This window comes from Sphingobium sp. MP9-4, from assembly GCF_005281675.1.
Taxonomy (GTDB): Bacteria; Pseudomonadota; Alphaproteobacteria; order Sphingomonadales; family Sphingomonadaceae; genus Sphingobium; species Sphingobium yanoikuyae.
Genome location: NZ_LUFI01000025.1, coordinates 21,814 through 46,224, shown reverse-complemented (window position 1 = coordinate 46,224; position 24,411 = coordinate 21,814). Strand labels below are relative to the sequence as shown.

The window sequence follows — 24,411 nt, the reverse complement described above, 5'->3', positions numbered from 1 at the left end:
ACGTCCCGGCACCGTCTGTTTGTCGGGCTGCTCCTACCAGTGCCACACCGCTGAGGAGCCAGGTATTACTTGGCACATGCCATGGTCCGGCGACGCCTACACAGCCGGTTCACAAAGGGTGGCCGGCGGGAGAAAAATCGAGGACTTAATCGCGCAGACGCTGGCGGCTCGTCAGTTCAGCCATGGACCGAGAAATGCGGCCATGACATCCGCGGCGCGCCTTTGGCGGAGAAGCCGGGCATTGCGAAGTTCCTCATCGATCTCGACGTCGGCATCGTCGTCCTCGAACCGGGCAACGGCAACGGGTCCATCACGCAGATAGCTCTCGTCGGCATTGGGATCGCGGAAGCGGGCTGTGAGACGAGCAATCGCCTCGTGGATGACGTCGGCATGCTTGCCTTCGAGTGCCTGGTGGAATGCTTTGTGGACGGCCTCTAACCCGCCGTCATGATGTTCGATGCAATAGACAAGATCATGCGCGTCCTTGCGCTCATGACGCTGGTCGTAAGCGAAGGCCTTCAGGCAGGTGAAGCTGACGATGTCGGCATAGCGGATGGTCTCGGTGGCCCGGCCGCCGCCGTTCAGCAGATCCGCCGTGATCTCGATCCGTTCGTGCAGATCGAACACCATCGACGCATGCGGGATGTTGATGGCGGTGACATTGCCTTCGGTCGGCAGCTCCTGGACCTTGCCGCCACCTAGTTCCGGGGAATCCGCGAGGAATTCGAGAATCATCCTGGCGCCGCCATCGATCTCGGTCTGCCAACCCCAGGACTGCTTGGCACCTTTGTCGCTCTCGGCGCGCTCGAATTTCATCGCCTTCAGATTCTCTTCGAGCGTGCTGTAGGCGTCGGTGTTCGTGAGGATGCCGACATCGACGACAATGTCGACATCACCGGTCCCGGCGTGGGCCGGCACCTTGGGCGGGCGCGCGGTGACCAGATATCGGGGCGCCAGTCCCCCGACCAGGAAGACCGAATCCTTCCATGGGCCGAGACCGCGCAGCAAGGTCACCAGCACGCGTTCGCACGCCTCGGTTACGGCGGTGCCGTAGCCGCCGATCGTCTGGGGCTTGGTCATTACGCGTCGAGCCTTTCCGACCGCAGGTGCGCGGCCATCTCACGAGAGCGGCCGGAGCCTTGCAGCAAGTCGATATAGACTTGCAGCGGCGAAGCGAGCCGCACGTCCTGCACGCTTTCTGCCACGGTGACATCGCCCCGGGCACGGGTCTCGAGAAGCCCGAGGTTCCAGCCTTCGCTGACGGGGCGCGCATTCAACCGTTCCAGCGCTTCTTCTTGCCGGCGGCCCGGTTCGATCCGGCATTTCACCTGTGAGATGCTCGACAGATAAGGCGCATAGAGCTGGGCGGCTGCTTCGGCCGTCACGGCATAGGCCGCGTCGGCCTCGCGGCACGCCCGGTCCAGCTGCTGGGCGAGTTCAAGCGCATTGCTGCCTGGGACATAATAGCGTGCGAGTTTCGGCGGCTTCTGGTCGGTGATGTAGCTGGACCATGCGTCGACCAACGCCTTGGCTGAGCGCAGGCGCCGCAATTTGGAGGGGCCGGCGCCCTCGACGTCGACCCATTCACGTCGCTCCAGTTCGGTAAGAGTTGCTGAGACGGTAGCCGGTGACACTTCGGTCGATTCCGCCAGCTCCTTGACGCTGAGCCATTCGGATCGGCGATCAAATATGGCCTGGACGACCCGCGCCTTCTGCCCCTGGAAAAGGGAACCGAAGATCTTAGCGTTCTTCTTCGGGACGGGGCGATCGACATAGACGAAGGCATGACGGGCGGGGATGTAGAGCGATCCGCCAAGGTCGTAGAAACCAACCCGTTCTTCGCGCAGAATGTCACGCGCGCCAGGGGAGATGGCACGCGCGATAAAGAAAGGCAGGATTTCGCGATTGGCCGGCATGTGCGCGAGGTGGTTGCGCAATTGCCAGACGGTTTCGCGAACGTCGCGTGGAAAGGCCTCACGTTTCGTTTCGACTAGGAGTTGGACCGCCTGCCCGCCGATCTGGGCATCGATCAGCGCATCGACTCGCCCACGCGGTCCGATCGCAACCTCGAGCCCATCGATTTCGGCATGGCCATCTGGTAGCGTCGCGATCGCATCGATCAGGCCGTCCAGCAGCTCGCGTTCTTCAGCCTCATATTTCAACATATTTTATGTCCAGTGAATATGGCCGTTTTATCGAATATTCGACAATTTGTCCATATCTACTGATCAGGAAATTTAAGGCGCATGCGACACGCATTCCCGTCCGGGCATGGGTGCCACACCCGCTGACGCATTGATTTGCGGTGGCAGGACGACCCGCCTCCCGATGTCGTTACCCAGTTCCAAAGGGGACTCCGCCGCGTGGTGTTCGATGCACCGGCTGTCAATTAGCTCTTGCCTCCGCACAGTTCCCATGCACAAATGCCTGTGCTCCCATGAAATCTGGGAGTGGGGCGTGGAAACCCCTTTTTCTCATGAACTCGGTCGGTTTTCGGCCGGGTGGCATGCGCGTATGTCCAGCTGGCAACGGTAAAGGCGCATGCGCCTGCCATGAGACAGGTTTCCAACATCCGGCTTCGGCCGTCGCTCCGAGTGGACATAGGTGCGGCGAATGGGGCGAAGAGATCAATCGAAAGATCAGGGCAATGCGGCCGCAGTGATCGAGGCGGTCGGTGGCAATGTTACATCGGGACTGTCGGCTCGTCCGGCGGCGAGCGAATGCCATGGCTAATGATGCCCACACTGGTAGCGATGCTGCCCATACGGCCGATGACGATGATCTGATCGTCCGCCTCTATCAGGAGGAGAATCCCCGGCTGGTGCGGTACTTTTACCGAAACTCGGTCACGCGCGCGGAAGCGGATGAGCTTGCGCAGGAAACCTTTCTTCGGTTCGTCCGGAGCGGCGCGGGAAAAATGCTGACCTCGCCGCAGCACTATCTCCGGCGTATCGCGACCAACCTGCTGCGCGATTGGGTAGACCGTTCTTCTACCCGCGTGGCAAAACTGAAAAGCCCCCTGTCGGACGCTGCTGAACTTCCGGGCGATTCAGATCAGCACCGCGCGTTGGCCGCGCGCGAGGACCTGGCCTTTTGTGAAAAACTGCTGCTGGAACTCGAACCATTTGATCGAGAGATATTCCTCCTCAACCGCGTTGACGGCTATAGTTTTCGCGATATCGGAAAGCGCATGGGGCTGAGCGAGTGGGCGGTGAAGAGGAACATGCTCAAAACATTGGGCCATCTGATGGCAAGGATGGACGACCGATGACGGAAGGGCAGGATCCCAAGCTTTCGATCGACGAGCAGGCGACACTTTGGGTGCTCGAATCCAAAGATGACCCGGTGAAACGAGCTGCGGCGATGCGCTGGTGCGATGAGGCTCCCGAACATCGGACAGCCTTCGACGAAATCGAGGCGAAAATACTTCGACTCGATGCCGCCGGTGAGAGTCTCCGCTCCGGCGAACCCGAGGTCCAAAACAGCCCTTCTCGTCAAGGGCTTTGGAAACTGGCGATCGCCGCCTCGGTGATAGGCCTGCTTGTCATCGGCGTATTGGGCTTCAAGAAGGAAGCGGCTCAGCCCCAGGGAAAGCGAGAGGTCGCGGTAGGAGGCGGTCGCGTGCAGGATGACCCCCTCGTGCTCAGCACGAAAAGGGGAGAGGTGCGCAAGGTCACGCTTGCGGATGGATCGGTGGTGACGCTCGATAGCGACAGCCGCCTGCTGGTGTGGATGGGATCGGACCGAAGGGATCTCGAACTCGACCACGGGCGGGTTCATTTTGAGGTGGCGCATGACCGCTCCCGCCCGTTCACCGTAATGGCTGACGGCGGCTCCACAACGGCGCTTGGAACGGTGTTCGATGTGGAACGGCGGGCGCAATGCAAGGTGAACATCGTGCTCTTCGAAGGAAAGGTCGCCGTCACCCCGCCCTGTCAGCCGCAACGGGTCAACGGCCGGGTTGTGAAACGATATCTCGAACCCGGTGAAAGACTTCGCTATTCTCCGGCTGCTAGCCAGGAAGCACCGGCTGTTCCTGAACCGGCGCCGGAAAACGAAGGGCAATGGGTGACCGGCGTGAAGAGTTATAATGACGAAACCGTTGGTTCGATATTGGCGGAAGCTAACCTCTATTCGCAGGTGCAAATAGTTGCCGATACGCCCGAGATCGCCAACATGCGCGTGAGCGCCGATCTGCATATCCGCAACCCACAGAATGTCGCCAAACATCTTGCCCGTTCTCTCGGTCTGACCGTCGAGTTTCAAGGCAACGACAAGATCATTCTCAAGAAGTAGCTCACCCGCCGCTAGTTTCGCAATTTATCCCGTCTGACCCACTGAACGCATCCAGGGATGCGCGTTTCATCAGGTCTGGGGGATAGGCATGCGAGCGGTTCGTAGCGGTTTTCTTGTAGGCATTGCAGTCAGTGCTTTGATCGCGGTTTCTCCTGCTTCGGCGCAGGCGGACAAGTCTGTCGCCTTCGATCTCCCGGCCCAATCGCTTACGGAGGCCCTTCGCAAAGTCGCGCGCGAAGGTGGTTTGGAATTCTCTGCGCCCGCCGATCCGTTGCGGGGCAAAAGGTCAAAGCGTCTCTCAGGAACATTCACGATTGAAGAGGCTGCCCGGCAGTTACTTGCTGGAACACAGCTGACGGCTGAAGTCGCCGAAGGAGCCCTGATTGTTCGCGAGAATGTTCGTTCGGCAAAAAACGACAGATTGGGAAACGGCGAAAGTGACATCATCGTGACCGGGTCGCGAATTGAGACAGCGGATTCCGCTTCGGCCATGATCCGCTTAGACGCTGACGCCATAAAGCTTGCAGGCCAAACGGATCTCGGGCAGGCGCTTCGAACGTTGCCACAGAATTTCGGCGGCGGACAAAACCTGGGTGTACTGTCCGGCGCGGTCGGGGTGAACAACCTCGATCTCTCATCTGGCTCATCCGCCAATCTGCGCGGACTCGGCGGCGATGCCACTTTGACGCTATTGAACGGCCATCGCCTGTCCTATGGGTCCGTCGTTCAGGCCGTCGATCTCAGCACCATTCCGCTTGCTGCGGTCGATAGGGTCGAAATTGTCCCGGATGGGGCATCAGCAGTTTACGGCACGGATGCTGTCGGCGGCGTGGTAAACATCATCCTCAAGCGTAACTACGAAGGCATATCGGTTTCGAGCACAATCGGGGGCGCGACAGGTGGAGGGAATTTCCGACAGCAGTACAGTGCAGTTGCAGGAAAAAGTTGGAAATCTGGCAATGTGATGGCGGCAATCAGCTATGATCACAATTCCGAGATTGACGCGAAGGATCGGACCTATACGGCATACATGCCAGATGGCAACACTCTCTATCCCAGAGTTAGTCAGACGAGTGGTCTCCTTTCTGCCACGCAGGCCCTTTCCGACACAGTAAATTTCTCAGTCGATGCAACATATAGTCGCCGAACAACTTTTCGATCGTATGGCGAATCGGCTGAGTATATTTATGAGAATATGCCAACTACGACCTCCTATTCTGTATCACCGAACATAAAAATCGACGCAGGAAGTGGATGGGACGTAACCGTATCCGGCACCTATGGACGTGACCGTATTCGGTTTGATCAGGCGTGGGTATCGAATGGCACCACCATGAGCCATACCCGCGGTTGCTACTGCAATGAGCTGATCAATGTGGAAGCCTTCGCTACAGGGTCGGTCGCCGAGCTTAACAGCAACCCCGTGAAGATTGTGGCGGGCGGCGGCTATCGATACAACCAGCATATCGCTGTTCGCGACGAGGCCGCATTGCCGGATTCCCGCGGCTCAGTTGAGAGCTATTACGGCTTCACGGAAATTTCGATCCCGGCCGTCGGGCCGGCTCAGGATATAAACTTCCTGAAAAAGCTGGAGTTCAACGCAGCACTGCGTTTCGAGCATTACCCCCAAATCGCCTCGGTCGCGGTCCCCAAATTCGGGGTCATTTACGGGATTTCCGACGAGATCGAAATTAAGGGTACGTGGGGGAAGTCGTTCAAGGCACCAAGTCTCTACGATCAGTTCGCGACCAACTACAGCTACCTTTATCCCGCGAACTATTTTGGTGGAGATCGCTTTCCCAGCGGCTCGACATTGCTCGTCGATATTGGCGGAAGCCCAAATCTAAAACCGGAAAAAGCAACGTCATGGTCAGTGTCGACGGCGATCCGTCCAAATTTCCTGGATGAATTTAGCTTTCAAGCGACATATTTCAATGTCGACTACAAAGACCGTGTCGTGCAGCCCGTCGCGGGGACTGCCATTTTTCGGGCCCTGTCGGACGAAAGTTTCTCGGATTTTGTCGCCTACAGCCCTTCGCAGACCGATATCGATCAAATCATCGCCAACTCTGCCCAGTTCTATAACTATTCCGGTTCGTCACAGGTCGATAACGTCGTCGCGATCCTCCATAACAGGAACACGAATGCTGTTCGGCAGCGTATTGAAGGTGTTGATATCTCGCTGGACTACCGGATAGCAGTAAGCCCAAGTTCGACACTGCTTCTGAACGCCAACGGCGCTTGGCTTTGGTCCAAGCAGGAACTGACATCGAATGCAGGCTGGATGCCGCTTGCCGGGACAATTTTTAATCCCGCCAGGTTCAAGGGTCGCGCGAGCGTAGGTTGGACCAATGGTGGGTCGGCGGCCGCTGTTTATATCAATCATATTGCCGGAATTACCGATAATCGGACCGAACCTCACGTCGATCTTGAATCGCAAACTACGGTCGATTTGTCGTTGCGTTACACCTTGCCGGACGACTTCGCTAATTTCTCCGGCATAAGCTTCACGTTGAATGCCCAGAATGTCTTTAACAAGCGTCCCCCATACGCGGCTCCGAGCGGCGGCTACAGCTATTACGCAAACTACGACTCTACGAATTTCTCCGCCATTGGCCGGTTCATAAGCCTCACAATAGCCAAGGACTTCTGAGCCGACCGCGGAACATCATCCAACTTTCTCTGAGTGAATATATGGCCCGGTCTCGTGCAACAACCGGCTTGAGCCTTGTCGCGGCTCTCGCATTCGGTTCCTTTTCGGAGACCGCCTTCGCTGAATCGAAACGGTGCGAATTGGCGCCTCGTGAGATGTTCGGGCAAGAAGGCAAGCGAGGGATATCTGCGGAAGATCTCGTCAATTTGACGGATTTCGGCGACCCTGGGGTCTCGCCGTCATCATACGCCTTTGAGCTTCAGCCGGGAGGGGCGTTCCTGGCCGTACGCGCTCGGCGTGCCATCGTGGGGGACGATAGCTATTGCACCGCGATCGCCCTCGTCCCGCTGGACTCAAAGAATAGGACGAAGGTCATTGACGATGGTGGGGACATCGCACCAGCGACGGGTGACATTTACGGAATTGCCGATATCCCGGTCGGAGGGCCAAAAGCGGCGCTCTTGCGCTGGTCGCCATCCGGTGGGAGCCTTGCATATACAAAAATCGCCGGAACCCGATCTGAAATCTGGATATATGAACTGGCTAGCGCGTCGTCACATCTGCTGCTCTCGAGCGCAGTAGACATTGAAGCTCTTTCGTGGTCGCCTGATGGTACAGCCGTGTTGTTTTCAAGCCGTCCAGGAAGGATCGAGGCCCTTGCTTCAATCGAAGCGGAGGGGCGCCAAGGCTACCACTATGACGGTCGCTTCTGGCCGCTGTCCGGTGACCGCCCGTTTGTTTCGTCCGATATTCCATCAATTGATCAGGCGATAGACGTCCAAAATCGTGCTGGCCGAGCCGTCCGTCCCGATGATGTGAGCGCGCTGCATCCATCTGCCTCGCGACCTGCAGGAAGCATCAGATTTGCGGAATCGAACGATGGTTCGCGTCTGGCCTGGACCACCCGCGAAAGCGACAGTGTCAGCGGTGAGACGGCATTGAAGGTGAAGGTCGAAAAGCATGATATTGCATGCGGATGGGATGTTTGTTCCAACATAGTCGCGATGTGGTGGTCAGATGATGGAAACCACCTTCTATATCAACGATATACCGGCATTGGAGATAACCGTACAGAATTCTTCATCTGGTCACCTGGAAACGGGAAGCCGCGCCGGTTCCTAAGTACGATTGACGCTGTGTTTGGTTGTCGACCGTGGCAGCAGCAGCTTGTCTGCGCCCAAGAAACATCGACGAAGCCGCGCAGGATCATCGCGGTCTCGCCGAGCGATGGACGTCGACGCACCCTTTTCGATCCGAATCCGTGGTTTGACAAGCTGTCCTCGGGCTCAGTCAGGCGGCTGGAATGGTCTAACGAATTCAACATTTCGACCTTCGGTGATCTCGTCCTTCCTCCAAGTCCTAGAGAACGGAAAAGATTGCCGCTCGTCATTGTTCAATACGACTCGCGTGGCTTTCTCCGCGGCGGCACTGGCGACGAATATCCAATCCAGGCCATGGCGGCACAAGGTTTCGCTGTACTTAGCTTCAACCGCCCCATGTGGTACGGATCACTGCACAAGCCCAAGGACCAAATTGAGCTTCTCAAAGCAAGCATAAATGGCTGGGCCGATCGCAGAAGCAATCTGTCCTCGCTTAAGGTAATTATTGATAAACTTGTGAATGAAGGCCTAGTAGACGCCAATCGTGTTGCGATCACAGGCTTGAGCGATGGCGCATCAACTGCAACTTTCGCCTTGTCGAACTCGACACTATTTTCAGCTGCGATTCTCAGCACCTGCTGCGAGGCGCCTTCGACGCTGGCGCTGGCCGGAGAAGCCTTGCACGATTTCTACGTAGAGATTGGCTATCCTACTTCCTTCGCCGCAAATCCGGGGTTCTGGCGGGAGGTGTCTCTAATGGATGCACCGAGAGCACGTCCTGTACCAATGCTTATTCAGGCTTCATCCGGCGAGTACCGTATGGCTCTTACCACATATCGCGAACTCAAGGGACGTGGATGGCCAATCGAAATGTTTGTCTATCCTGACGAGGGGCACGTAAAAGTGCATCCGGCCCATCGTCTGGCGATATACCGTAGGAACATAGCATGGCTGCAGAAGCAGCTTTCGCCATAACTCTATAGATTCAACAATCAGCACCAATTCCGGCACCAGATTTCTGTCTCATGCAGTTGCAGAATACGAGCACGCTGGGAGGCAGAAATAGCATCCTGCGTTTGGAGATGTGTGATCTGATCCATGTCGATCATTTTGTGAGAGACAAGCGTTCCTTCGTTCAAATCCCTGAATATTTGATCGCGATTGAGCGCAAATATCTGATACAGCAGCCCATCGAACGCGCCTTTAGTGCTTCTGTTGATGATGGGCACGGGCAAAAAAGGCTGCATAGCGGTACGCGCAAGTGCGCGATCTCGCCCGCCCATGAACCAAAACCAGGTCGGAATCGACAGGCATAGTTCGATTACAGGCTGGGAGAGAAGCGGGTAGATCGTGGGTCGCGTGCTGCGGATGTTCAAGTAGTCCGTTGTTGCGGTACCACGTGCGATGTTTCGCAGATGCTGCTTCTGCCCAGGCCCAGCGTTTTTGGCTGACTGCAACCACGGATGAGACTCGTTGCTGGCCATAGATATAGCCGACGATGCCATAAGTTCGGTCTGTCGCGGCCAAGAAGCGGCTATTCGCCCTGGATTCCATATGGCCTGCGCCGCCTGCCGGAACACCGACCATAGTTCAACGCCGGTCACGTCACAGATGTTGATTGCCGTCGAAATCAGCGAGCGCGAGAGCCCGGCATGCCGGTAAAGTTCGGCCAGCGGGTATGCGGAATGCAGCTTACCGAAGACATTGTCTCCGCCACCTCCATTGAAATGAGCGCAGGCATCGATTGCGGTCGCAAATCTCTCTGAAGCATCATCAAAAACCTGCGTGAACGAACACGCAGAAGGTCTTGGCCGAAAACCGGACCGATTTTCGGTAACATCGATGCTGTCGGCTTCGGAGCATTCGCAGCGGACAGTTTTATCCAGATGGTTGGCCAGCTGTTCCGCATAGGCTCGTTCATCACCGCCAGGCGATCTTGTGTAGAAATGAAGAAGTTCGACAGTTCCGTGTCGGGTAGCCAATTCAGCAATGGCTGAGGAGTCAAATCCTCCTGATGCGGAGACCGCTGCCCGAGGATAGCGAGCGCACCACGCAGCCAATACCTGGTTCAAAACTTTCCGTAGATTCTCCGCCGCCTCTTCAAAGCTATACTCGTCGTTCCTGCCAAGAAATGCAGATGGATCCCAGAACAACTGGTGATGGGGACCGTCCGTGTCAATTACAACCATCTCTCCTGGCGCAACTTCAATGATTTGTTCGATACAGGTGCGATGCTCCCGGAGATCCGAGGCCATGAGGCAATCGGCGACGCCCTTCCAATCAATGCGCGCCTGGCTTGCCAGAATTTTTGTCATCTCGACGGCGCTCGTACCAACGACCACGCGCTCGGGTTCAACGGAATAGTAGCACGGAATCATGCCAGACGGATCGCGATATATGGCGGTAAGGCCCCCGTCAGGATCGTGGGCGACGATAACGAACCTACCCCAATAATTCCGCGCGACATCGTGAATATGTTCGGCCGTGCCCCTTGATCCCCTGCTACATGACGATTTCGTTCCATCGTATGGAAAACAATCTCCCAGAATTAGAACTTGCCCATTTTCAGCGCGGGCAACGTTCAAGTCTGGGCTATGCTCTAATTGGATGCCCGACGGTCGGTGATCTGAAATTTGAGCTTCCGCAGAACTTTCCGCTCCCCGCCGTAGGTCGATGCGGTATGAGGTATTCACGGCACAACCTTTATTGCACGGAAATCCGCCACCGCCTCCAAATCTTGTCCCAAGACCGTGTCATGATGCTGTATCCAGCAATGTGCCATGAATGGTGACGGCTGAATGCCGAACACGAGGGTTGTGCGGATTCCTTGAAGTCCGAGATAGGCGCGCAGAGCAAGCGCATCTGGCAGACATTTGTCCTTCCGTGGAAACAGTCGCAGTGCTTGCGTAAAGGAGTGGAGCATCGGTTCGATGTTGGAGGGCAGAACGTCGATGGATTTGGTTCTCAAAGTGTACTGAGAAAGATGTATGATCGTTCTTAGATGTAGTCGTCCTACCAAACCATGAAATATTGCCAGGAAGAGCACAGCGCATGGTAGAAGGTAGATAGCCGTGTAGACCGGAAAAATCTTGGCTGAACGCCCGGTAATGGCGTGAGCTGAATGCAGCTGGCAAGGCGGTTCGAGAACCTTCTGCCTTCCCTCTGCGTGAACAAATAGTCCAGTATCAATCAGCTGTTTTCTGGAGGATTCAGACAACTCGGCACCTTGCAGCAGCTGGTCGACAGTTGCCGCCAAACTGGCTGATGCACCAAGGTAGCGATCGCGGCTGACGTCAAGGAAGTAGAGATGGCCTTCCAGCTCACAGTAGCCGACATCCTGCTTGAGAATGACACGTTCCACCGCGCCCTCCGATAGCAACAGTACCTGATCCAGCCCTGGGCACGGACCAGGTACCGTTCTGGGTGTCAGTCGTCGAGGATTCCCGGCGCCTGCTGCTTGGCGGGAAGGTCGATGGATCCCTGCCCGACACCGTTCGTCACCGCGCTGGCAACGCCCAGCTCGATCACGTCGGCGCTCGACTTGTCATATTCGCGTTCCATATTTGCCTCCTTCTGTCGCCACATGGTTCGTGGCGAGTGAAAGGCTAGGCTTGGGAACAAATATATTCAGCAATATATGCTTTCATTTTGAAAGCTTTATTTGCACTCTTCGAGAGAAAGAAAGAACACTCCGCCTGGATGCGGCCTTATCTTTCATTATCAAACCCTTGGCTATGGCTCACATAACATCGATACGGCCCTGATACGGCGCCGATGATAGTTCCAGAGCATTTGCAAAAGGGCTTTTCCTGTCCCTGAAACTGCCAATATATTGGCAGAGTTGAGCTCGTCGGCACACTCTGGCCAGCGCTCGATCTCCCGGAGTCGCACGGCCCGCAGGCGCTCTCCGGCGTTAGCAATCGCCGCGACAATCTCCTCTGAATCGGACATGCTCGCCAGCGTGAGAAACATGCGTTCGGTCGTAGCGACGACCGCTTCCGGCGTCGTGTAATCGGTAAACCAACCGTCCGGCGCTATGGGAAGCTGAGCATTGGCCCTGATGCCGGGTTTCAGCGCCAGGCGAATGAGTTGCCCATGCCATGTATAGCAGTCACGCAATTTGTCCGGTGTCCAGCCAATGACGCGAAAGCCATGATGATGACCCACTTCCAGCAGCCGTTCACCAAACATGCGGTGTAGCGTGTCGCGGATCGGCGAGGAGCTGAGCCCGAATTCAGTTGCAAGGTCCGGCACCGAAAGATCGGAAGATGCCGCATAGCGGCCTGAAAGCAGCGCGTGCTTAAGGTCTCGGTAGACCTGTTCGGCATGACGTGTTCCAGGCGACATGACAAATCACTCGTCCGTATTCTCATCGGCATCGTCATCGGCGGCGGGCGACAGGAGCTGGCGTGAGAGCGTGTCGAGATTATGTTGCGCGATGGCATCGATGCAGACGGTTTCGAGTTTCGAGAGATCGCCTTCGAGAAGTCCGCGCGGGAACACGCGGCCGTGCTCGATGAAAAGGAGAGGAATGACGAGGTGCCCGGTCGAGAGACCCAGCGCATGCGCGCAGCGGAAATGATCGTCGAGCCGCGACTTGGGGTTGCCGGCTTCGATTTCGCGCAGCCAGCGGGTGCCGATCCCGACGGTCGCAGCGAAGTCTTCCTGCGTTATTCTCCCGAATCGTCTCATCATCTCTATGCGCCTCCCGGACATCAGTTTGATCGTCGCAAGAACCGAGGGGTCACGTGCATTGGGCAAAGCCTGAAGCGGCATGACAAGGTCTCCCTGCCAATGGCTCAAAGCTCCCGTGCACAGCCCAGGGATGTAAAATGTTGTTAGTCGCACCAATGGTCAAACTATTTTGCTTTCAAATTGAAAGCATTAGCTTGGCGCTTGAATATCCAGTGAAACAGATAGTTATAACATTCCGTTAACTGGCCAATGCCGTCGCTATCTTATAAGCAGTCTGCAACTCCCGGTCTTCGGAAGTCAGAAACATGATTAGTGCTACATTATAGAGGCGCCATGTCGCCACCCCGGCTCCACATTCCCCACTCTCGATAAGGCGCCTGCCGACCCGGTCCACGACGGCAGCCAGTCGAGATGTGGTGCCGACAAAGCGGTAGGATGGGCCTCCGAGCTGCCCACATAGGGGTGATTCAAGTTCCGCGGCGATCTCGGAAGGATCGCAGCGATCGAGAATGCTGATCGCAACATTAAGAGTCGTTCCATAAGGGATGAATTCCCGGGTCATTCGCGCGAGCCTGCAATGGCAGGCAAGGAACTGATCGACTCCCTGTTCCGACAGCTGAAGCTTGTAAGTTCTTGAGGCCCTCATGCACGTTCTCCCTGCATGATTCGCGAGTTGGTCATGGTCATTGCGGCAGTGTCTCCACGAATAGAGACGGGCCAATGACCCCGAAAAAGCGGAAAAATCGGCACTGAAATGCCGAAATCGGTATTGAGGTGCCGAATCGGCATCTCAGTACCCCGCCCATTGTGTGGCTTGGTCTGACGTTTCATCCTTCATCCATCCGAACAACACGGTGACGGCGAGCACAGCCCTTAAACGATGCTCCCAGCCCGAACCGCATGACGAAACCCGACGCGCAAAGAGCTGCGCGCCGGATGAAGGAGGCTTATGTCAGTTTCGCACAGACATTTCCCATTGGCGATCCCTCCAGTTGCGGCTGAGCGCCTGTTTTCTTGGCCGTTCAACCAGGATCGCCGCAGGTCGATTGGCCGGGATGCGCCGGCGTCGGTTAAATGGGTGAGCGGAATTTGCGGGGCGGCATTGTTCGCCCTCCTGCAGCCTGGCGAGGCGTTAGCGAAAGAGGATCAGGGCCGCACATCGGACACCGCGCTTGCCAAGGCTGCGGACGAAGCGGAACGGCAACTCCAGCAGACCTTCACCAACCTCCGCTTTGAGGATTTTGGCCCCTCGCCTGTCGAGGGCCCGATCTATCAGGCCAGCGCCGGTGGCCGGATCGTCTATTACGCGCCGCAAAGCGAGCATATCCTGTTCGCCACGGTCTATGATCGCAATGGCGTCAACCTGACCGCGCTGGCACAGGAACAGGGTGCGACGCGCCGCCTGAAGGCAATCGATCCCGCCAAGGCGCTGGCGATCGGTCCTGCCGGCGCGCCTACGGTGATCGAGTTCACCGATCCCGACTGCCCTTACTGCCAGGCGCTCGATCGCTTCTGGGCCGCGAAGGCAGCGGAGGGCAAGCCGGTGCGGCGGCTCATCTTCTTCGTGAGCGGGATCCACCCGACTGCGGCGGCAAAAGCGGAGCATATATTGTGCTCGGCCGATCGCGAGGCCGCGTTCAAGGCGGCCTATTCCGGCCAGAGTCCGGCCGCGCTGGCGCAATGCGCGCAAGGGCGCGCCAAGGTTGCCGACGATGCCGAGTTGGTCGCCAGGATCGGCATTTCGGGAACGCCGACACTGATCGCCGACGGCAAGCTCATTTCCGGGTTCCTGCAGGCCGAACTCGAGGCTTTCCTCGACAGCCACGCGAGGCCCGCGGCGGCAAAGGCGGCGAGTGATGCGTCCCGCTGAGTTCAGCCACGCCGTCGTGGCAAGCGACGATCTCATTTCGGAGGGCATCCAGCCTGGGCGGACGCGGCCCGGCGGATGAACCGGATGCCGGCGGCGACGGGCTCTTGGAGCCGTCCACCGACGCCCCGGCCGACACCGATCCTCTTTCGATGCCGGCAGGCTTTTGTTGGACGGCTTCTCTTTGGAGCAATGCCATGATGCGTAAACTCGGTAACAAGGCCCTGGCGGTGGCCAATTTCGGTCTCCCTTTGGGCGCGATGACCCTGATCGCCGGTCCGGCCCATGCCTTCTCGGCGCCGGCCGCCGGCGACCTCGGCTACGATATCTACGATATCGTCGTGAACCAGGGGGTGAAGGGCCCGCTCGGCTTCGTGGGCGGGGTCGCCGCCTTCCTGTTCGGCGTCTCGCGCCTCTTCTCGAACATCATGATCGGCATCCCGACCATCGTTGCGGCTGTCTGCCTGATCAAGGCGGACTCCATTCTCCAGACCTTCGGGATGGTCGTCTGAGATGCCGCGTGCGGCTGCGCGCTGGCTGAGCAGCCAGACGCATTCGCACCGGCACGTGCTGGGGGCCGATGGTCGGCCTCCGGAAACCGGCACCTTCACAGGTGTCATGAAGCAGGAGGAGAAGGGCAAGTGGACGAACGCCTTCCGCAATATCTGCATCGGCCGGTCCAGATCCTGTGGTTCGGATCGGACGAGTTCTTGGCTATGACCTCGAGCGTGTTCGTGGCCGCGATCGTGGGCGGACTTGTCGGCTGGGCGCTCATCGCTGCCCTTCTCCTCTTCATCCCGTGGAAGCGGACCAAGCCCAGGGGCTATCTCGCGCACCTCGCGTGGCGCTGGGGCCTGGTGTCCTTTCCCCATTATCCGGGTCCTACCCAGACCCGCTTCTTCGAGTGAGGGCGATGCGCATGTTCGGTCGCAAAGGGAGCCAGGAGGATCCGCTGCTCGGCAAGCCCGCCAGCTTCGGCATCCATCGCTACCTGCAGGGCTCGGCGAACCTCTTCGAGGAGAACCGGCTGCTCAAGGTCGCGATCACCGGCATGTTCGGCGTCACCGCGGTGTTGGGCGTGGTGATCTATACGACCAACCAGAATGCCCGCACCATCATCGTGCCCTTCGGGGCTACCGGCGATCTGCATGTCTCCGGGAACAAGCCGTCCGAAGCCTATATCGTCGCGATGACGCGCAACATTGTCGCGCTGTCGGGCACCTGGTCGGCCTATTCGGCGGACCGCCAGTTCCAGGAGCTGCTCGGGCTCGCACATCCTTCCGCCTATGGGGCGATGCGCGACAGTCTCAATGCCGTGCTCGACGAATTGGCGAGCAATCCAACCCTGTCGATCGCCACCTATATCCGGGGCGATCAGCCGGTGCGGTGGACCGCGCATGAGATCGTGGTGCCGGTCGAGAAGGTACGCGTCATCGGCGGCGTGATCCGCAAATTCCGGGGCATATTGCGCATCGGCTACGCCATCGAAAATGGCCGGTTCTGGCTGACGCGCCTTTCCGAGGAGCAGTTCAATGCCGAAACCCGCTGAAGTGATTTCGAAGCAGGCGGCAGCGCCTGCTGGCTCGGAAATCACGGCAACAAGAAAATTCTGCGGCGCGCCGATGCGCCGCGCCCTGGCGCTTTTCCTTTTGCTTGGGGGCCCGCCGGCGTCGGCGCAGACGATCCACGCGCTGCCCGACCAGACCAGCCATATCCGCCTGTCCAACCGCGACATCAACCATGTCGTGTGCGAGGGCGGCGAGATCGAGGATATCAAATTCTCGGCCGAAAAGGGCCTCGCCGTCGAGAAGGGCGGCGCGGATGCCTGGATCAAGTTCCTGGCGCGGGAGATCGACGATGCCGGCCAGGTGACGCGCACCTACGTGACGCAGCCTTCCGAATTCTTCGTGCATTGCAACGGCGCGACCTACCCGCTCTATGCCGAGCCGGCGGAGATTCCGGCGCAGACAGTGGTACTGATGCCGGGCGCCCGCCAGCGCGCGCAAGCGAACAATGAGCTGATGGCGGCGCTCGCCGATGAGGACCGCGCCGTCTCGATCACCCTGTCGCTGCTCGACGATCGCATCCCTGCCTCGTTCAGCGAGGTCGCGCCGTCCGGCGGCACGGTCGGCATAGCGGCGGCGCCCAGCCTGTCGATCACCGAACGGCGGCGTATCACGGTCGAGGGCGCCGGGCTTTCAGCTTCCGAATATCATCTGCGCGCGGCCGCCCCGGTGGCGCTGGACGAACGGTTGCTGGTCGATCCGGTGCTTGGGACAAGCATTTTCTCGCTCACCCTGGACCGGGTCCGTCTCGACGCCGGTGAAACGGCCCGACTTGTCGTCGTTCGCCGGGGAGCCGGGCAATGAGCGGCGAAATGGACAAGGATCCGGCACAGGGACCGGAAGAGCTGTCGCCCTATCAGGCGCATCTTGCCGGCGAAGGCGCGCGGGAAAGGGATGACGCGATGCGCCGTTCGGCGCCGGCGCTTCTCGACTGGAAGACGCAATGGAGCAAGCTTTCCGCCCGTCAGAAACTGCGCGCGCGCCAGCTTGCCGTCGGCGTCGCGGTCGGCGCCATCGGGATCGGCCTTTATACGGTCTCCGGCAGCAAGGAGGAGGCGAAGCCCGCCAACCCCGCGTCCTCGCTCAACATGGGTGCGGGCCTGCGCGGCGACAGCCTTGAGGTGAAGCTGCGCGGTGACCTCAGGAAGGTCCTTGACGGGCAGCAACTGCTCGGCGACCGGATCAGCGCGATCGAGGAGGGCAAGGTCGTCCCTGGATCACGCTCGCCGGGGCGCGGGGCGGCCGGGGGCGTCGATGGCGATCTCCCGCCTGCCCTGCCGGACAGCGTGCCCGCCCTTCCCTATCCCCCGGAAACCGGCGACGTCAGCGCGGACGCGGACAAGCTGCCGGCGCCGCCCAGCGGCCCGGTAGCGCCGCCTGCCCCGCCCGCGCCGCCGGTCGAGAAGACGGTGGGCGCGATCGGGACGGCGACCGGCCAGGTCGTGGCCCAGGGCGCCGATGCCTCGGCTTCGTCCAAAAAAAAGAATCGGACGATCTATTTGCCGCCTGGTTTCATGAAAGCGCGGCTTCTGACCGGGATCGACGCGCTGGCGAGCCGGGACGCGACCAGTAATCCCGAACCCATCATCGCCCGTGTGCAGGCGCCTGCGGTGCTGCCCAATGAGGTGAAGGCGAACCTTGCCGGATGCTTCGTGATCGGCAACGCCACGGGCAGCCTCGCCAAGGAACGGGTCGAGGTCCAGCTCGTCTCGCTGTCCTGCGTCGACTTCGACGAACATTCCATCGTCGATCAGCCGGTCAAGGGCTTCTTCGTCGATACCGATGGCAAGAAGGGCCTGTCGGGCAAGGTGGTGACGCGGGCCGGGGCCACGCTGGCGCGCGCCTTCATCGCCGGCACCATCAGCGGCATATCCCAGTCGGTCGAGGGCACGTTCGGCAACATGTCGACCTCGGCGCTGGGAACGGTCCGCACGCTCGACGCGGGCGATGCCGCGAAGTCGGGCATCGCCGGCGGCCTCTCCAAATCCTCGGACAAGCTCACCGATTTCTATCTCGATCTCGCGCGGCAGGCCGGTCCCATCGTCGAGGTGGGCGCAGCCAAGGATGTCGTCGTGGTGATCCAGGAGGGCGCGACCCTCGAGATCAAGCCCGGCGCGGGAGTGAAATTTTGATGCGCCCCCCTTCTGGAGTCAAAGCGATGAAGAGATTTCATCCCTGCCTGATGGTTTTGCCGCTTCTCGCGCTTCCCGGCTGCGCCACCGTCGGATCGATGATGTCGCCCTATAGCGAGAAATTTTCCTGCAAGAACAGCGACCATGGCCAGTGCATCCATCCGGATCAGGCCTATGCCGACGCGGTTGCCGGGCGAGCGTCGAAATCCGATCCGTCGGTCACCAATGACCGCAAGCTGCTCAGCCCCGACCGGAAGGGGCGAGCACCCGTGCCGGGCAAGGCCGGCGCGAAAGCGGCCGCCGCCGTCGCGGTGTCGCCGCAAGCTGGGCAGGGCAATGTCGGCGCGGTGATCGAGGGGGCCGGTTCGCCGATGCTCCGCCCATCGCGCACGATCCGCACGCTGATCCTGCCCTATGCCGACAAGCAGCGGCCCGACCGGCTCTACATGGCCCGCTATGTCTACTCGATCCTCAATCGGCCGGCCTGGGTCGTGGGCGACTATCTGGTCGAGCCGGGTGGACGCAGCCCTGCCCCGCCCGTGCTGCGCACGATGCGCGCGCCCGAGCCCGGCGCCGCGGACGCGCCGACGCAAGAGGCCGCGCCGATGGCGATCGAACCGGAGAAGCGGCCATGAGCGCGAACGCCGCCCACAAGACCCTCAGCTATCAGCGGCTGCGCGCCGCCGTGACCCGCGACGCCTATTCGGACTTCCTGCCGATGGTCGCCTGGGTCGAGAAAGAAGAAGCCTTCCTGTGCATCGACGATGGCTGGGGCCAGGCCTGGGAACTCGTGCCCGCCGCCTATATGTTCGCCCATGTCCAGCAGGCATTGCTGGGTCTTCTCAACATCCATTTCCCTGAAGGCACGGTCCTCCAGCTCATCACCTTCGCCGATCCGCTGATCGATCCGGCGCTCGACGCCTATCTCGACCTCAAGGTGCGACCGGACCCGCTGGTCCAGGCCTCGGCCCGGCGCACGGCCGATTATCTGCGTCGCGGAACCAGGGGGCTCGATGCGCTGCATTCGATCCCGGTACGCGATTTCCGGCTGTTCCTCGTCATCAAGACGCGGGTGAAGCTCGGCGCCGATCTTCGCCGCCAGGTCGAGGAGCAGCTGGCGAAGATGGGCATCCGGCGGTTGCCGCCGGACGAACTGGTCAGCTTCTATCGCCGGATCTTCAACGGAGTCTTTGCCCCCGCGCCCGGCGTGTTCCTCAGTGAAAGCGTCGGCGGCATGCCCGCGCCCTCAGTTGCGCGCCAGATCATCGAGGCAGGACCGGACCTCTTTTTCGAAGGGCCCGAAGTCTTTCTGGGCAACCAGGTCGCACGATGCCTCACGCCCAAGGCACCGGCGCGGCGGATCACCGCCGAGCGCGCCAACCGGCTCATGGGTGGCATGCGCGGGAGCGCCGAGGACAGCGACCAGATCGGCGGACCGTTCCTCTACTGTCTTTCGGTCCTCTTCGATCATTCGCAGTTCGAGATCCACAAGCGCGCGCAGATCCTTTCGGCGCAGAAGGCGGCCGGCAGCTTCGCGGTCGAGGTCGGCAAGCAGATCGAGGAGATCGGCTGGATATTGGACGAGGCGTCGAACAGCCGGTTCGTCTCGGTGATCCCGACCATGTGGGTGTTCGGCCGCGACAGCGCGCAAGCGCGGGAGATGGCGGCGCGGGCCAAGCGGCTATGGGAATCCGAACCCCTGCCCTTCATGGTGCAGGAGGAAAGTTATCTCCTGCCGGTGCTGCTCGCCGCTAGCCTGCCCTTCGGACTTTACCCGGAAAAGCGCACATTGAAGCTGCTGGAGCGCGACTTCCGTATGCCCGTCAAGGCGGCGACCTTGATGGCCCCGGTGCAGACCGACTTTCGCGGCGGTGGCCGCCCGGCCTTGCTCTATGTCGGGCGCAAGGGCCAGCTAATCACGCTCGATCTCTTCGATCCGCGCATCAACAATTATAATTTCATTGTCTCGGCGGAGTCGGGCGCGGGCAAGAGCTTCCTGCTCAATAATCTCTGCCAGCAATATTATGCGCAAGGCGCGCTCATCCGCATCATCGATATCGGCGGCAGCTACAGGAAACTCTGCACGCTCTGTTCCGGGCGCTACATCGACATCGGCGAGGAGCGCCTCGTCCTCAACCCCTTCGACATGGGACTGGCGCTCGACGGCGAGGACAAGCAGTCGGCGATCGCCATGGCGGTCGCGATCGTCGCCGAGATGGCCAATGCCTCGACGCGCAAGCCCGTCACCACGTCGGAATGGAACCTTCTCAAGTCCGCCGTGCAATGGACGGTCGATAGCGGACGGGGCGTAGACGGCATCGACGCGGTGCGCGACTGGCTCGGCCGCTATCCCGACAATGCCGTCTCCGATCTCGACCGGGTCGATCATCTCGTGCCGGTCGCGCGCGAACTCGCGTTCAATCTGCGCGATTTCGGGTCGCAGGGTGCCTATGGCCATTTCTTCAACGGCCCCTCCACCTTCGATATCTCCCGCGACGAGTTCGTGGTGCTCGAACTCGAACGGCTGAAGGCTCTTCCGGACCTCTTCAATGTGGTCGTGATGGTGGTAGTGAACGCCGTCACCCAGGAGCTCTATCTCTCGGCGCGCGACAAGCCCCGCTTCGTCCTGTGCGACGAGGCCGCGCAGTTCATGACGCGCAGCGACGGGCAGGATCTCTCGCGCCTCGCCGAGGCGTTCGGCCAGGGCTATCGGCGCGCGCGCAAATATCAGGGCAGTTTCGGCATCGTCCTCCAGAGCATGAACGATCTCATGCTCTTCGGCGGCACGGGCCAGGTGATCCTGGAAAATGCCGCGACCAAATTCCTGCTGCAGGGCTCCACCTATGACAAGGCGGTCGACAACAAGATCCTCGACTATTCGGGGTTCGTGCTCGACCTGTTGAAATCGGTCCGCAACGCCAAGCCCCATTATAGCGAGGTCTTCATCGATAGCCCGCTCGGGCTCGGTATCGCGCGGCTGGTGGTTGATCCCTTCAGCTACTGGATCAACACCTCGGCGCCCAATGAGGTCGCCGCCTTCGAGGCGCTGGTGCGGGCCGGCCGCAATCCGCTGGAGGCGGTGTGCGAACTGGCCGGCGTCGATCCGGTCGAGGTGCTGGGCGGCGTCGGCCCTGAAGGCTGGAGGGTCGCATGACACACAAGGCCCTTCCCCATCCCGACCAGCTCGCGCTCGAGTGGGAAAAGGATCCGGCAATCGAGGCGCTGATCGAGGCGCGTGTTGCAAAGCGCGCCGAAGCGGCCGCCTTCCAGTGGCGCCTGCGGCTGGTGGCGATCGAGACCTGCATGATGGGCAGTGTCGTCATCGCGGCCGGGATCGCGCTCGACCAGCCTGTCCTCCGGACGGTTCGCACGGGACTCATCGTGGCGGCCGCCTGCTTTGCGAGCGGGATGCTGCTGATCGGCCTGTCGGGTGCATGCGGGATGCTTCTCTCGCGCTTGCGGAAATGGAGGCACAAATGACGGACAGGATCGAACCGTTCACGCCCAGGATGATCGAGGACTTCGGTGCGATGTGCCGGTGCAAGCGCTATCCTGGAGAGAGCCAGAATGATTTTCTGGGTCGCGCGATCCTGACGCTTCACGAGGCCAATGGCGAATGCACACGCAGCCTCAAGACGGCTGACGAGTTGCTCGCCGGGTTCCTCAAGCAAGCCAGACACCCCGTTCTGGGTCCGCTCCTGCAAAGCTGCTGGGCCGTTGTCCCGCTCATTCCGTTCATGTTCCTGATCGGCTGGCCCGTCACGCTCTACGGCCTGTGGCTTGGCATCGTCTGCCTCTGGCCTGTCATCGAAGAAGCCGGGTTCAGGCTCTATTGCCGCCTGCGTCCGGCCGAGCCGGAAGAGGCGAAGGCGAGGCCCGCATGACCGACATGTTCTCTTCAGCATCGGCATTCGAGCCCGGAACCGGCCGATCGATGATCAGCATCGAGACCTATGAATGCTGGAAGGCGCGCGAGGAAGAGGATGCGCGTTGGTCGCGGCGCATGTGCCTGGCGATCCAGCTGCTGCTGGCTTTGGGGATCATCGTCGTCAGGCTGGTCTGGTGGGATAAACTGGCTGCCTATCCCAGGCTGCTGTTCGTCTTCTCCTGCCTGGGTCCGGTTCTGTACGGCTATTGGCTGGCCCGCGGTTGCCCGGTGCATCCTGGCCTTCCTATTCGAGGAGGCGGGCGGCCATGAACGGCATCTTCTCCTCCACGCCCGCGCCGGGACCGATCCGCCTCATGATCGGCAGCCAGGGTCTGCTCCTGGTGCAGTCGTTCATCGCCTGGCAGCTCCCGGCCGTGCCGACCCTGTTCCGCATTCTCGTGGCCGTCACGGCGATCGTCGCGATGGCGGCGCTCATCAGCGCCGCGATCGGCGAGGATCGCGAGAATTCTCATCCCTGGTGGAGACGGCGCCATGGTCGCTAGCTCGCTGCATCGGCATTTCGGTCGCTGTCCTCTCCTGCCCCTGCTCGCTGCGGTCGCGACGACTATGGCTGTGCTGACGCCTTCGATGAGCATGGCGGCGATCAGCAAGATCGGGCGTACCTGGCCGATCGCCGAGACCGACGCGCTGAGCGAGATCGAGGGCCGGGCCGCGCATGTCCCCGACATGAAGAGTGCCTTCGGACCGCGCAAGAACTGGTCGGCGATGAAGGCGGCGACGCTGGGGATCGCCCAGGCCGACAGGGCCCGGACGGTCGTGCCCTTCTATACCCTCGAACAGGACATTCGGCTTCCGGACGGCAAGCTGCTCTACGCGAGGGGCTACAGCTTCAATCCCCTCGCCTATGTGTCGCTCCCGCAGCGGCTCATCGTGGTCCATCCGCGCGACCTCGCCTGGGCGCTGCGCACCGCGCGGCCGGCCGATTTCATCCTGCTGGCGGCCGGGGGCCCCGGCGATGCCGACGCGATCACGCTCGGCGAGCGTCACGGCAGGGCGCTCTTCCTGCTCGAGGAACGCGTCAAGGCGCGGCTTGGCCTGACGGTCGCGCCGGTGATCGTCGCGCAGACCGGGCAGAAGCTGGTGCTGACCGAGGTCGACAGGCGCAAAACTGACCGGAGGGCAGTGCGATGAAACTATTGTCGTTTCGCAGATTGCTCGCGCTGGGCTCCGGCTTTGCCGCACTGGCGGTCGCGGCTCCGGCCCATGCCTCCAAATGCGAGGCGGGCACGGTGTTCAATCCGATCACCAAAGTGCGCTGGAACTGCATTTTCCCGATCACCATCGGCGGCGTGAAGGTGGGTCCGAGTGATCCGCTTGGCAAGGCGCTCGATGCCCAGTCCGCCTCCAAGCCGCTGTGCGCCTGCCGCAAGGGCGTAACCTTCTGGTTCGGCGTCAAGGTGAGCTTCTGGTCGCCGGGTCGCATGGTCGACGTGGTGACCGAACCGGGGTGCATGGTGGCGCTCGGCGCCGACATCATGCCGACCGGCGGCAGGCTCCAGGGCAGCCAGACCAGCATCTCGGACGGCACCAACACCGCCAAGATGTTCGCGCAGATGCACTATTATATCGCGCCGGTCTGGAAGATGCTCGACATGTTCACCGACCTGCCGTGCATCGAGGATAATGGCTTCGATGTGGCGCTGATCACCGAAGTGCTGCCGACCTGGCAATCGGCCACGCTGGGCGCGATCATCCAGCCCGAGGCGATCCTCTTCGGCAATCCGGCCGCAGGTCTAGCCTGCATGGCCGACAGTGCCGCTGCAGCCGCCGGCAAGGTCGTCGATCCGCTCTTCTGGTGCATGGGTTCCTGGGGCGCGACCTATCCGGTGGCGGGCGATATCCATTTCGGAGACAGTGTCGAAGCCTGGGCGGGGCTCGCCGCGCGCGGCGTCTTCATGATGGGGCGTCTCGGCGCGCTCACCATCAGTTCGGCGGACGGCTGCTCGTTCATCCCTCAGCCGGTCTGGACCAAGAGCCGCTACAAGTTCCAGCTGATGGAGCCGGTCAAGGGCGGCCAGTGCGTCAATGTCGGCCGGCCAGGCGCGCTCTGGACCAGCGGCAAACATGCGCCGGGCAAGGACAATGCCCAGTTCATGCTGTTCGAGAAGACGATCTGCTGCGCCGGAATCTCGACGCCATGAGCCCTCTATCTCA

General features: G+C 60.4%; 25 protein-coding genes. 18 read left to right on the top strand and 7 right to left on the bottom strand.

The features are described from left to right. Positions 1-171: 171 nt before the first annotated feature. Together A0U87_RS07015 and A0U87_RS07010 are read right to left on the bottom strand one after the other, a co-directional pair. Positions 172-1,080: an antitoxin gene (locus tag A0U87_RS07015; protein WP_137405346.1), complete on the bottom strand. Its 909-nt coding sequence runs from the start codon at positions 1,078-1,080 to the stop codon at positions 172-174. Beyond that, positions 1,080-2,165: a MarR family transcriptional regulator gene (locus tag A0U87_RS07010; RefSeq protein WP_137405345.1), complete on the bottom strand. Its 1,086-nt coding sequence runs from the start codon at positions 2,163-2,165 to the stop codon at positions 1,080-1,082. The genes A0U87_RS07015 and A0U87_RS07010 overlap by 1 nt, the downstream gene beginning before the upstream one ends. Positions 2,166-2,725: 560 nt before the next feature. Between A0U87_RS07010 and A0U87_RS07005 the strand changes: the two genes are divergently transcribed. From A0U87_RS07005 to A0U87_RS06990, 4 genes are all read left to right on the top strand, one after another. Beyond that, positions 2,726-3,271, top strand: a complete 546-nt coding sequence (locus A0U87_RS07005) for a sigma-70 family RNA polymerase sigma factor (protein ID WP_137405344.1) — start codon at positions 2,726-2,728, stop codon at positions 3,269-3,271. Next, positions 3,268-4,296: a FecR domain-containing protein gene (locus A0U87_RS07000; RefSeq protein ID WP_137405343.1), complete on the top strand. Its 1,029-nt coding sequence runs from the start codon at positions 3,268-3,270 to the stop codon at positions 4,294-4,296. Before A0U87_RS07005 ends, A0U87_RS07000 begins: the two co-directional genes overlap by 4 nt. Before the next feature lie 88 nt (positions 4,297-4,384). Beyond that, a complete protein-coding gene (locus A0U87_RS06995) occupies positions 4,385-6,949 on the top strand; it encodes a TonB-dependent receptor (RefSeq protein WP_137405342.1) in 2,565 nt (854 codons plus the stop codon). A gap of 155 nt (positions 6,950-7,104) precedes the next feature. After that, complete coding sequence (locus tag A0U87_RS06990; protein ID WP_206366582.1) at positions 7,105-9,024, top strand: Atxe2 family lasso peptide isopeptidase; 1,920 nt, start codon at positions 7,105-7,107, stop codon at positions 9,022-9,024. 17 nt (positions 9,025-9,041) lie between these two features. Here A0U87_RS06990 and A0U87_RS06985 read toward each other — a convergent pair whose 3' ends face one another. From A0U87_RS06985 to A0U87_RS06965, 5 genes are all read right to left on the bottom strand, one after another. Further along, complete coding sequence (locus A0U87_RS06985) at positions 9,042-10,364, bottom strand: asparagine synthase C-terminal domain-containing protein (protein ID WP_170978366.1); 1,323 nt, start codon at positions 10,362-10,364, stop codon at positions 9,042-9,044. 374 nt (positions 10,365-10,738) lie between these two features. Beyond that, positions 10,739-11,410 carry a lasso peptide biosynthesis B2 protein gene (locus A0U87_RS06980; RefSeq protein ID WP_137405339.1) on the bottom strand — a complete coding sequence of 224 codons (672 nt, stop codon included), beginning with the start codon at positions 11,408-11,410 and terminating at the stop codon, positions 10,739-10,741. A 65-nt stretch (positions 11,411-11,475) separates the two neighbouring features. Then, positions 11,476-11,610 carry a benenodin family lasso peptide gene (locus A0U87_RS06975; protein ID WP_164546142.1) on the bottom strand — a complete coding sequence of 45 codons (135 nt, stop codon included), beginning with the start codon at positions 11,608-11,610 and terminating at the stop codon, positions 11,476-11,478. A 171-nt stretch (positions 11,611-11,781) separates the two neighbouring features. Beyond that, positions 11,782-12,396 (bottom strand): GntR family transcriptional regulator, encoded by a 615-nt coding sequence (locus A0U87_RS06970; RefSeq protein ID WP_137405338.1) that lies wholly within the window; start codon positions 12,394-12,396, stop codon positions 11,782-11,784. A gap of 6 nt (positions 12,397-12,402) precedes the next feature. Beyond that, positions 12,403-12,825 carry a transcriptional regulator gene (locus tag A0U87_RS06965; RefSeq protein ID WP_137405337.1) on the bottom strand — a complete coding sequence of 141 codons (423 nt, stop codon included), beginning with the start codon at positions 12,823-12,825 and terminating at the stop codon, positions 12,403-12,405. Between the two features lie 1,021 nt (positions 12,826-13,846). Here A0U87_RS06965 and A0U87_RS06955 point away from each other — a divergent pair. The 14 genes from A0U87_RS06955 to A0U87_RS06890 all read left to right on the top strand — a co-directional run bounded on the left by A0U87_RS06955 (position 13,847) and on the right by A0U87_RS06890 (position 24,398). Further along, on the top strand, positions 13,847-14,614 hold the full coding sequence (locus A0U87_RS06955) for a DsbC family protein (protein ID WP_240700515.1): 768 nt from the start codon (positions 13,847-13,849) through the stop codon (positions 14,612-14,614). Positions 14,615-14,808: 194 nt separating this feature from the next. Continuing rightward, on the top strand, positions 14,809-15,123 hold the full coding sequence (locus A0U87_RS06950) for a hypothetical protein (protein ID WP_137405334.1): 315 nt from the start codon (positions 14,809-14,811) through the stop codon (positions 15,121-15,123). A 129-nt stretch (positions 15,124-15,252) separates the two neighbouring features. Beyond that, positions 15,253-15,519, top strand: coding sequence for a type IV conjugative transfer system protein TraL (locus tag A0U87_RS06945; protein ID WP_137405333.1), 267 nt, complete (start codon positions 15,253-15,255; stop codon positions 15,517-15,519). Between the two features lie 5 nt (positions 15,520-15,524). Continuing rightward, positions 15,525-16,160, top strand: coding sequence for a TraE/TraK family type IV conjugative transfer system protein (locus A0U87_RS06940; protein ID WP_137405332.1), 636 nt, complete (start codon positions 15,525-15,527; stop codon positions 16,158-16,160). Between the two features lie 73 nt (positions 16,161-16,233). Beyond that, positions 16,234-16,980, top strand: coding sequence for a type-F conjugative transfer system secretin TraK (locus A0U87_RS06935; RefSeq protein ID WP_137405386.1), 747 nt, complete (start codon positions 16,234-16,236; stop codon positions 16,978-16,980). After that, the gene (locus A0U87_RS06930) at positions 16,977-18,308 is read left to right on the top strand and encodes a TraB/VirB10 family protein (RefSeq protein ID WP_137405331.1); all 1,332 of its coding nucleotides are present in this window, start codon (positions 16,977-16,979) and stop codon (positions 18,306-18,308) included. Before A0U87_RS06935 ends, A0U87_RS06930 begins: the two co-directional genes overlap by 4 nt. 26 nt (positions 18,309-18,334) lie before the next feature. After that, the gene (locus A0U87_RS06925) at positions 18,335-18,943 is read left to right on the top strand and encodes a TraV family lipoprotein (protein ID WP_137405330.1); all 609 of its coding nucleotides are present in this window, start codon (positions 18,335-18,337) and stop codon (positions 18,941-18,943) included. Continuing rightward, entirely contained in the window at positions 18,940-21,462 is a 2,523-nt protein-coding gene (locus A0U87_RS06920; RefSeq protein WP_137405329.1) for a TraC family protein, read from the top strand. The genes A0U87_RS06925 and A0U87_RS06920 overlap by 4 nt, the downstream gene beginning before the upstream one ends. Further along, positions 21,459-21,788 (top strand): hypothetical protein, encoded by a 330-nt coding sequence (locus tag A0U87_RS06915; RefSeq protein WP_137405328.1) that lies wholly within the window; start codon positions 21,459-21,461, stop codon positions 21,786-21,788. The genes A0U87_RS06920 and A0U87_RS06915 overlap by 4 nt, the downstream gene beginning before the upstream one ends. After that, positions 21,785-22,192: a hypothetical protein gene (locus A0U87_RS06910; protein WP_137405327.1), complete on the top strand. Its 408-nt coding sequence runs from the start codon at positions 21,785-21,787 to the stop codon at positions 22,190-22,192. The genes A0U87_RS06915 and A0U87_RS06910 overlap by 4 nt, the downstream gene beginning before the upstream one ends. Then, the gene (locus A0U87_RS06905) at positions 22,189-22,506 is read left to right on the top strand and encodes a hypothetical protein (protein WP_137405326.1); all 318 of its coding nucleotides are present in this window, start codon (positions 22,189-22,191) and stop codon (positions 22,504-22,506) included. Before A0U87_RS06910 ends, A0U87_RS06905 begins: the two co-directional genes overlap by 4 nt. Beyond that, a complete protein-coding gene (locus A0U87_RS06900) occupies positions 22,503-22,739 on the top strand; it encodes a hypothetical protein (protein WP_125999402.1) in 237 nt (78 codons plus the stop codon). The genes A0U87_RS06905 and A0U87_RS06900 overlap by 4 nt, the downstream gene beginning before the upstream one ends. Continuing rightward, positions 22,729-23,388: a conjugal transfer protein TraW gene (locus A0U87_RS06895; RefSeq protein WP_137405325.1), complete on the top strand. Its 660-nt coding sequence runs from the start codon at positions 22,729-22,731 to the stop codon at positions 23,386-23,388. The genes A0U87_RS06900 and A0U87_RS06895 overlap by 11 nt, the downstream gene beginning before the upstream one ends. After that, positions 23,385-24,398, top strand: coding sequence for a TraU family protein (locus A0U87_RS06890; RefSeq protein WP_137405324.1), 1,014 nt, complete (start codon positions 23,385-23,387; stop codon positions 24,396-24,398). Before A0U87_RS06895 ends, A0U87_RS06890 begins: the two co-directional genes overlap by 4 nt. Positions 24,399-24,411: the final 13 nt, after the last annotated feature.

Coding starts and splice junctions, on each gene's coding strand:
- A0U87_RS06925 (WP_137405330.1), top strand. CDS start 18,335: ATGAAGAGATTTCATCCCTGCCTGATGGTTTTGCCGCTTCTCGCGCTT.
- A0U87_RS06995 (WP_137405342.1), top strand. CDS start 4,385: ATGCGAGCGGTTCGTAGCGGTTTTCTTGTAGGCATTGCAGTCAGTGCT.
- A0U87_RS06905 (WP_137405326.1), top strand. CDS start 22,189: ATGACCGACATGTTCTCTTCAGCATCGGCATTCGAGCCCGGAACCGGC.
- A0U87_RS06990 (WP_206366582.1), top strand. CDS start 7,105: ATGTTCGGGCAAGAAGGCAAGCGAGGGATATCTGCGGAAGATCTCGTC.
- A0U87_RS07000 (WP_137405343.1), top strand. CDS start 3,268: ATGACGGAAGGGCAGGATCCCAAGCTTTCGATCGACGAGCAGGCGACA.
- A0U87_RS06970 (WP_137405338.1), bottom strand. CDS start 12,396: ATGTCGCCTGGAACACGTCATGCCGAACAGGTCTACCGAGACCTTAAG.
- A0U87_RS06915 (WP_137405328.1), top strand. CDS start 21,459: ATGACACACAAGGCCCTTCCCCATCCCGACCAGCTCGCGCTCGAGTGG.
- A0U87_RS06895 (WP_137405325.1), top strand. CDS start 22,729: ATGGTCGCTAGCTCGCTGCATCGGCATTTCGGTCGCTGTCCTCTCCTG.
- A0U87_RS07005 (WP_137405344.1), top strand. CDS start 2,726: ATGGCTAATGATGCCCACACTGGTAGCGATGCTGCCCATACGGCCGAT.
- A0U87_RS06940 (WP_137405332.1), top strand. CDS start 15,525: ATGCGCATGTTCGGTCGCAAAGGGAGCCAGGAGGATCCGCTGCTCGGC.
- A0U87_RS06950 (WP_137405334.1), top strand. CDS start 14,809: ATGATGCGTAAACTCGGTAACAAGGCCCTGGCGGTGGCCAATTTCGGT.
- A0U87_RS07010 (WP_137405345.1), bottom strand. CDS start 2,165: ATGTTGAAATATGAGGCTGAAGAACGCGAGCTGCTGGACGGCCTGATC.
- A0U87_RS06985 (WP_170978366.1), bottom strand. CDS start 10,364: ATGACAAAAATTCTGGCAAGCCAGGCGCGCATTGATTGGAAGGGCGTC.
- A0U87_RS06900 (WP_125999402.1), top strand. CDS start 22,503: ATGAACGGCATCTTCTCCTCCACGCCCGCGCCGGGACCGATCCGCCTC.
- A0U87_RS06935 (WP_137405386.1), top strand. CDS start 16,234: ATGCGCCGCGCCCTGGCGCTTTTCCTTTTGCTTGGGGGCCCGCCGGCG.
- A0U87_RS06920 (WP_137405329.1), top strand. CDS start 18,940: ATGAGCGCGAACGCCGCCCACAAGACCCTCAGCTATCAGCGGCTGCGC.
- A0U87_RS07015 (WP_137405346.1), bottom strand. CDS start 1,080: ATGACCAAGCCCCAGACGATCGGCGGCTACGGCACCGCCGTAACCGAG.
- A0U87_RS06930 (WP_137405331.1), top strand. CDS start 16,977: ATGAGCGGCGAAATGGACAAGGATCCGGCACAGGGACCGGAAGAGCTG.
- A0U87_RS06910 (WP_137405327.1), top strand. CDS start 21,785: ATGACGGACAGGATCGAACCGTTCACGCCCAGGATGATCGAGGACTTC.
- A0U87_RS06965 (WP_137405337.1), bottom strand. CDS start 12,825: ATGCCGCTTCAGGCTTTGCCCAATGCACGTGACCCCTCGGTTCTTGCG.
- A0U87_RS06975 (WP_164546142.1), bottom strand. CDS start 11,610: ATGGAACGCGAATATGACAAGTCGAGCGCCGACGTGATCGAGCTGGGC.
- A0U87_RS06890 (WP_137405324.1), top strand. CDS start 23,385: ATGAAACTATTGTCGTTTCGCAGATTGCTCGCGCTGGGCTCCGGCTTT.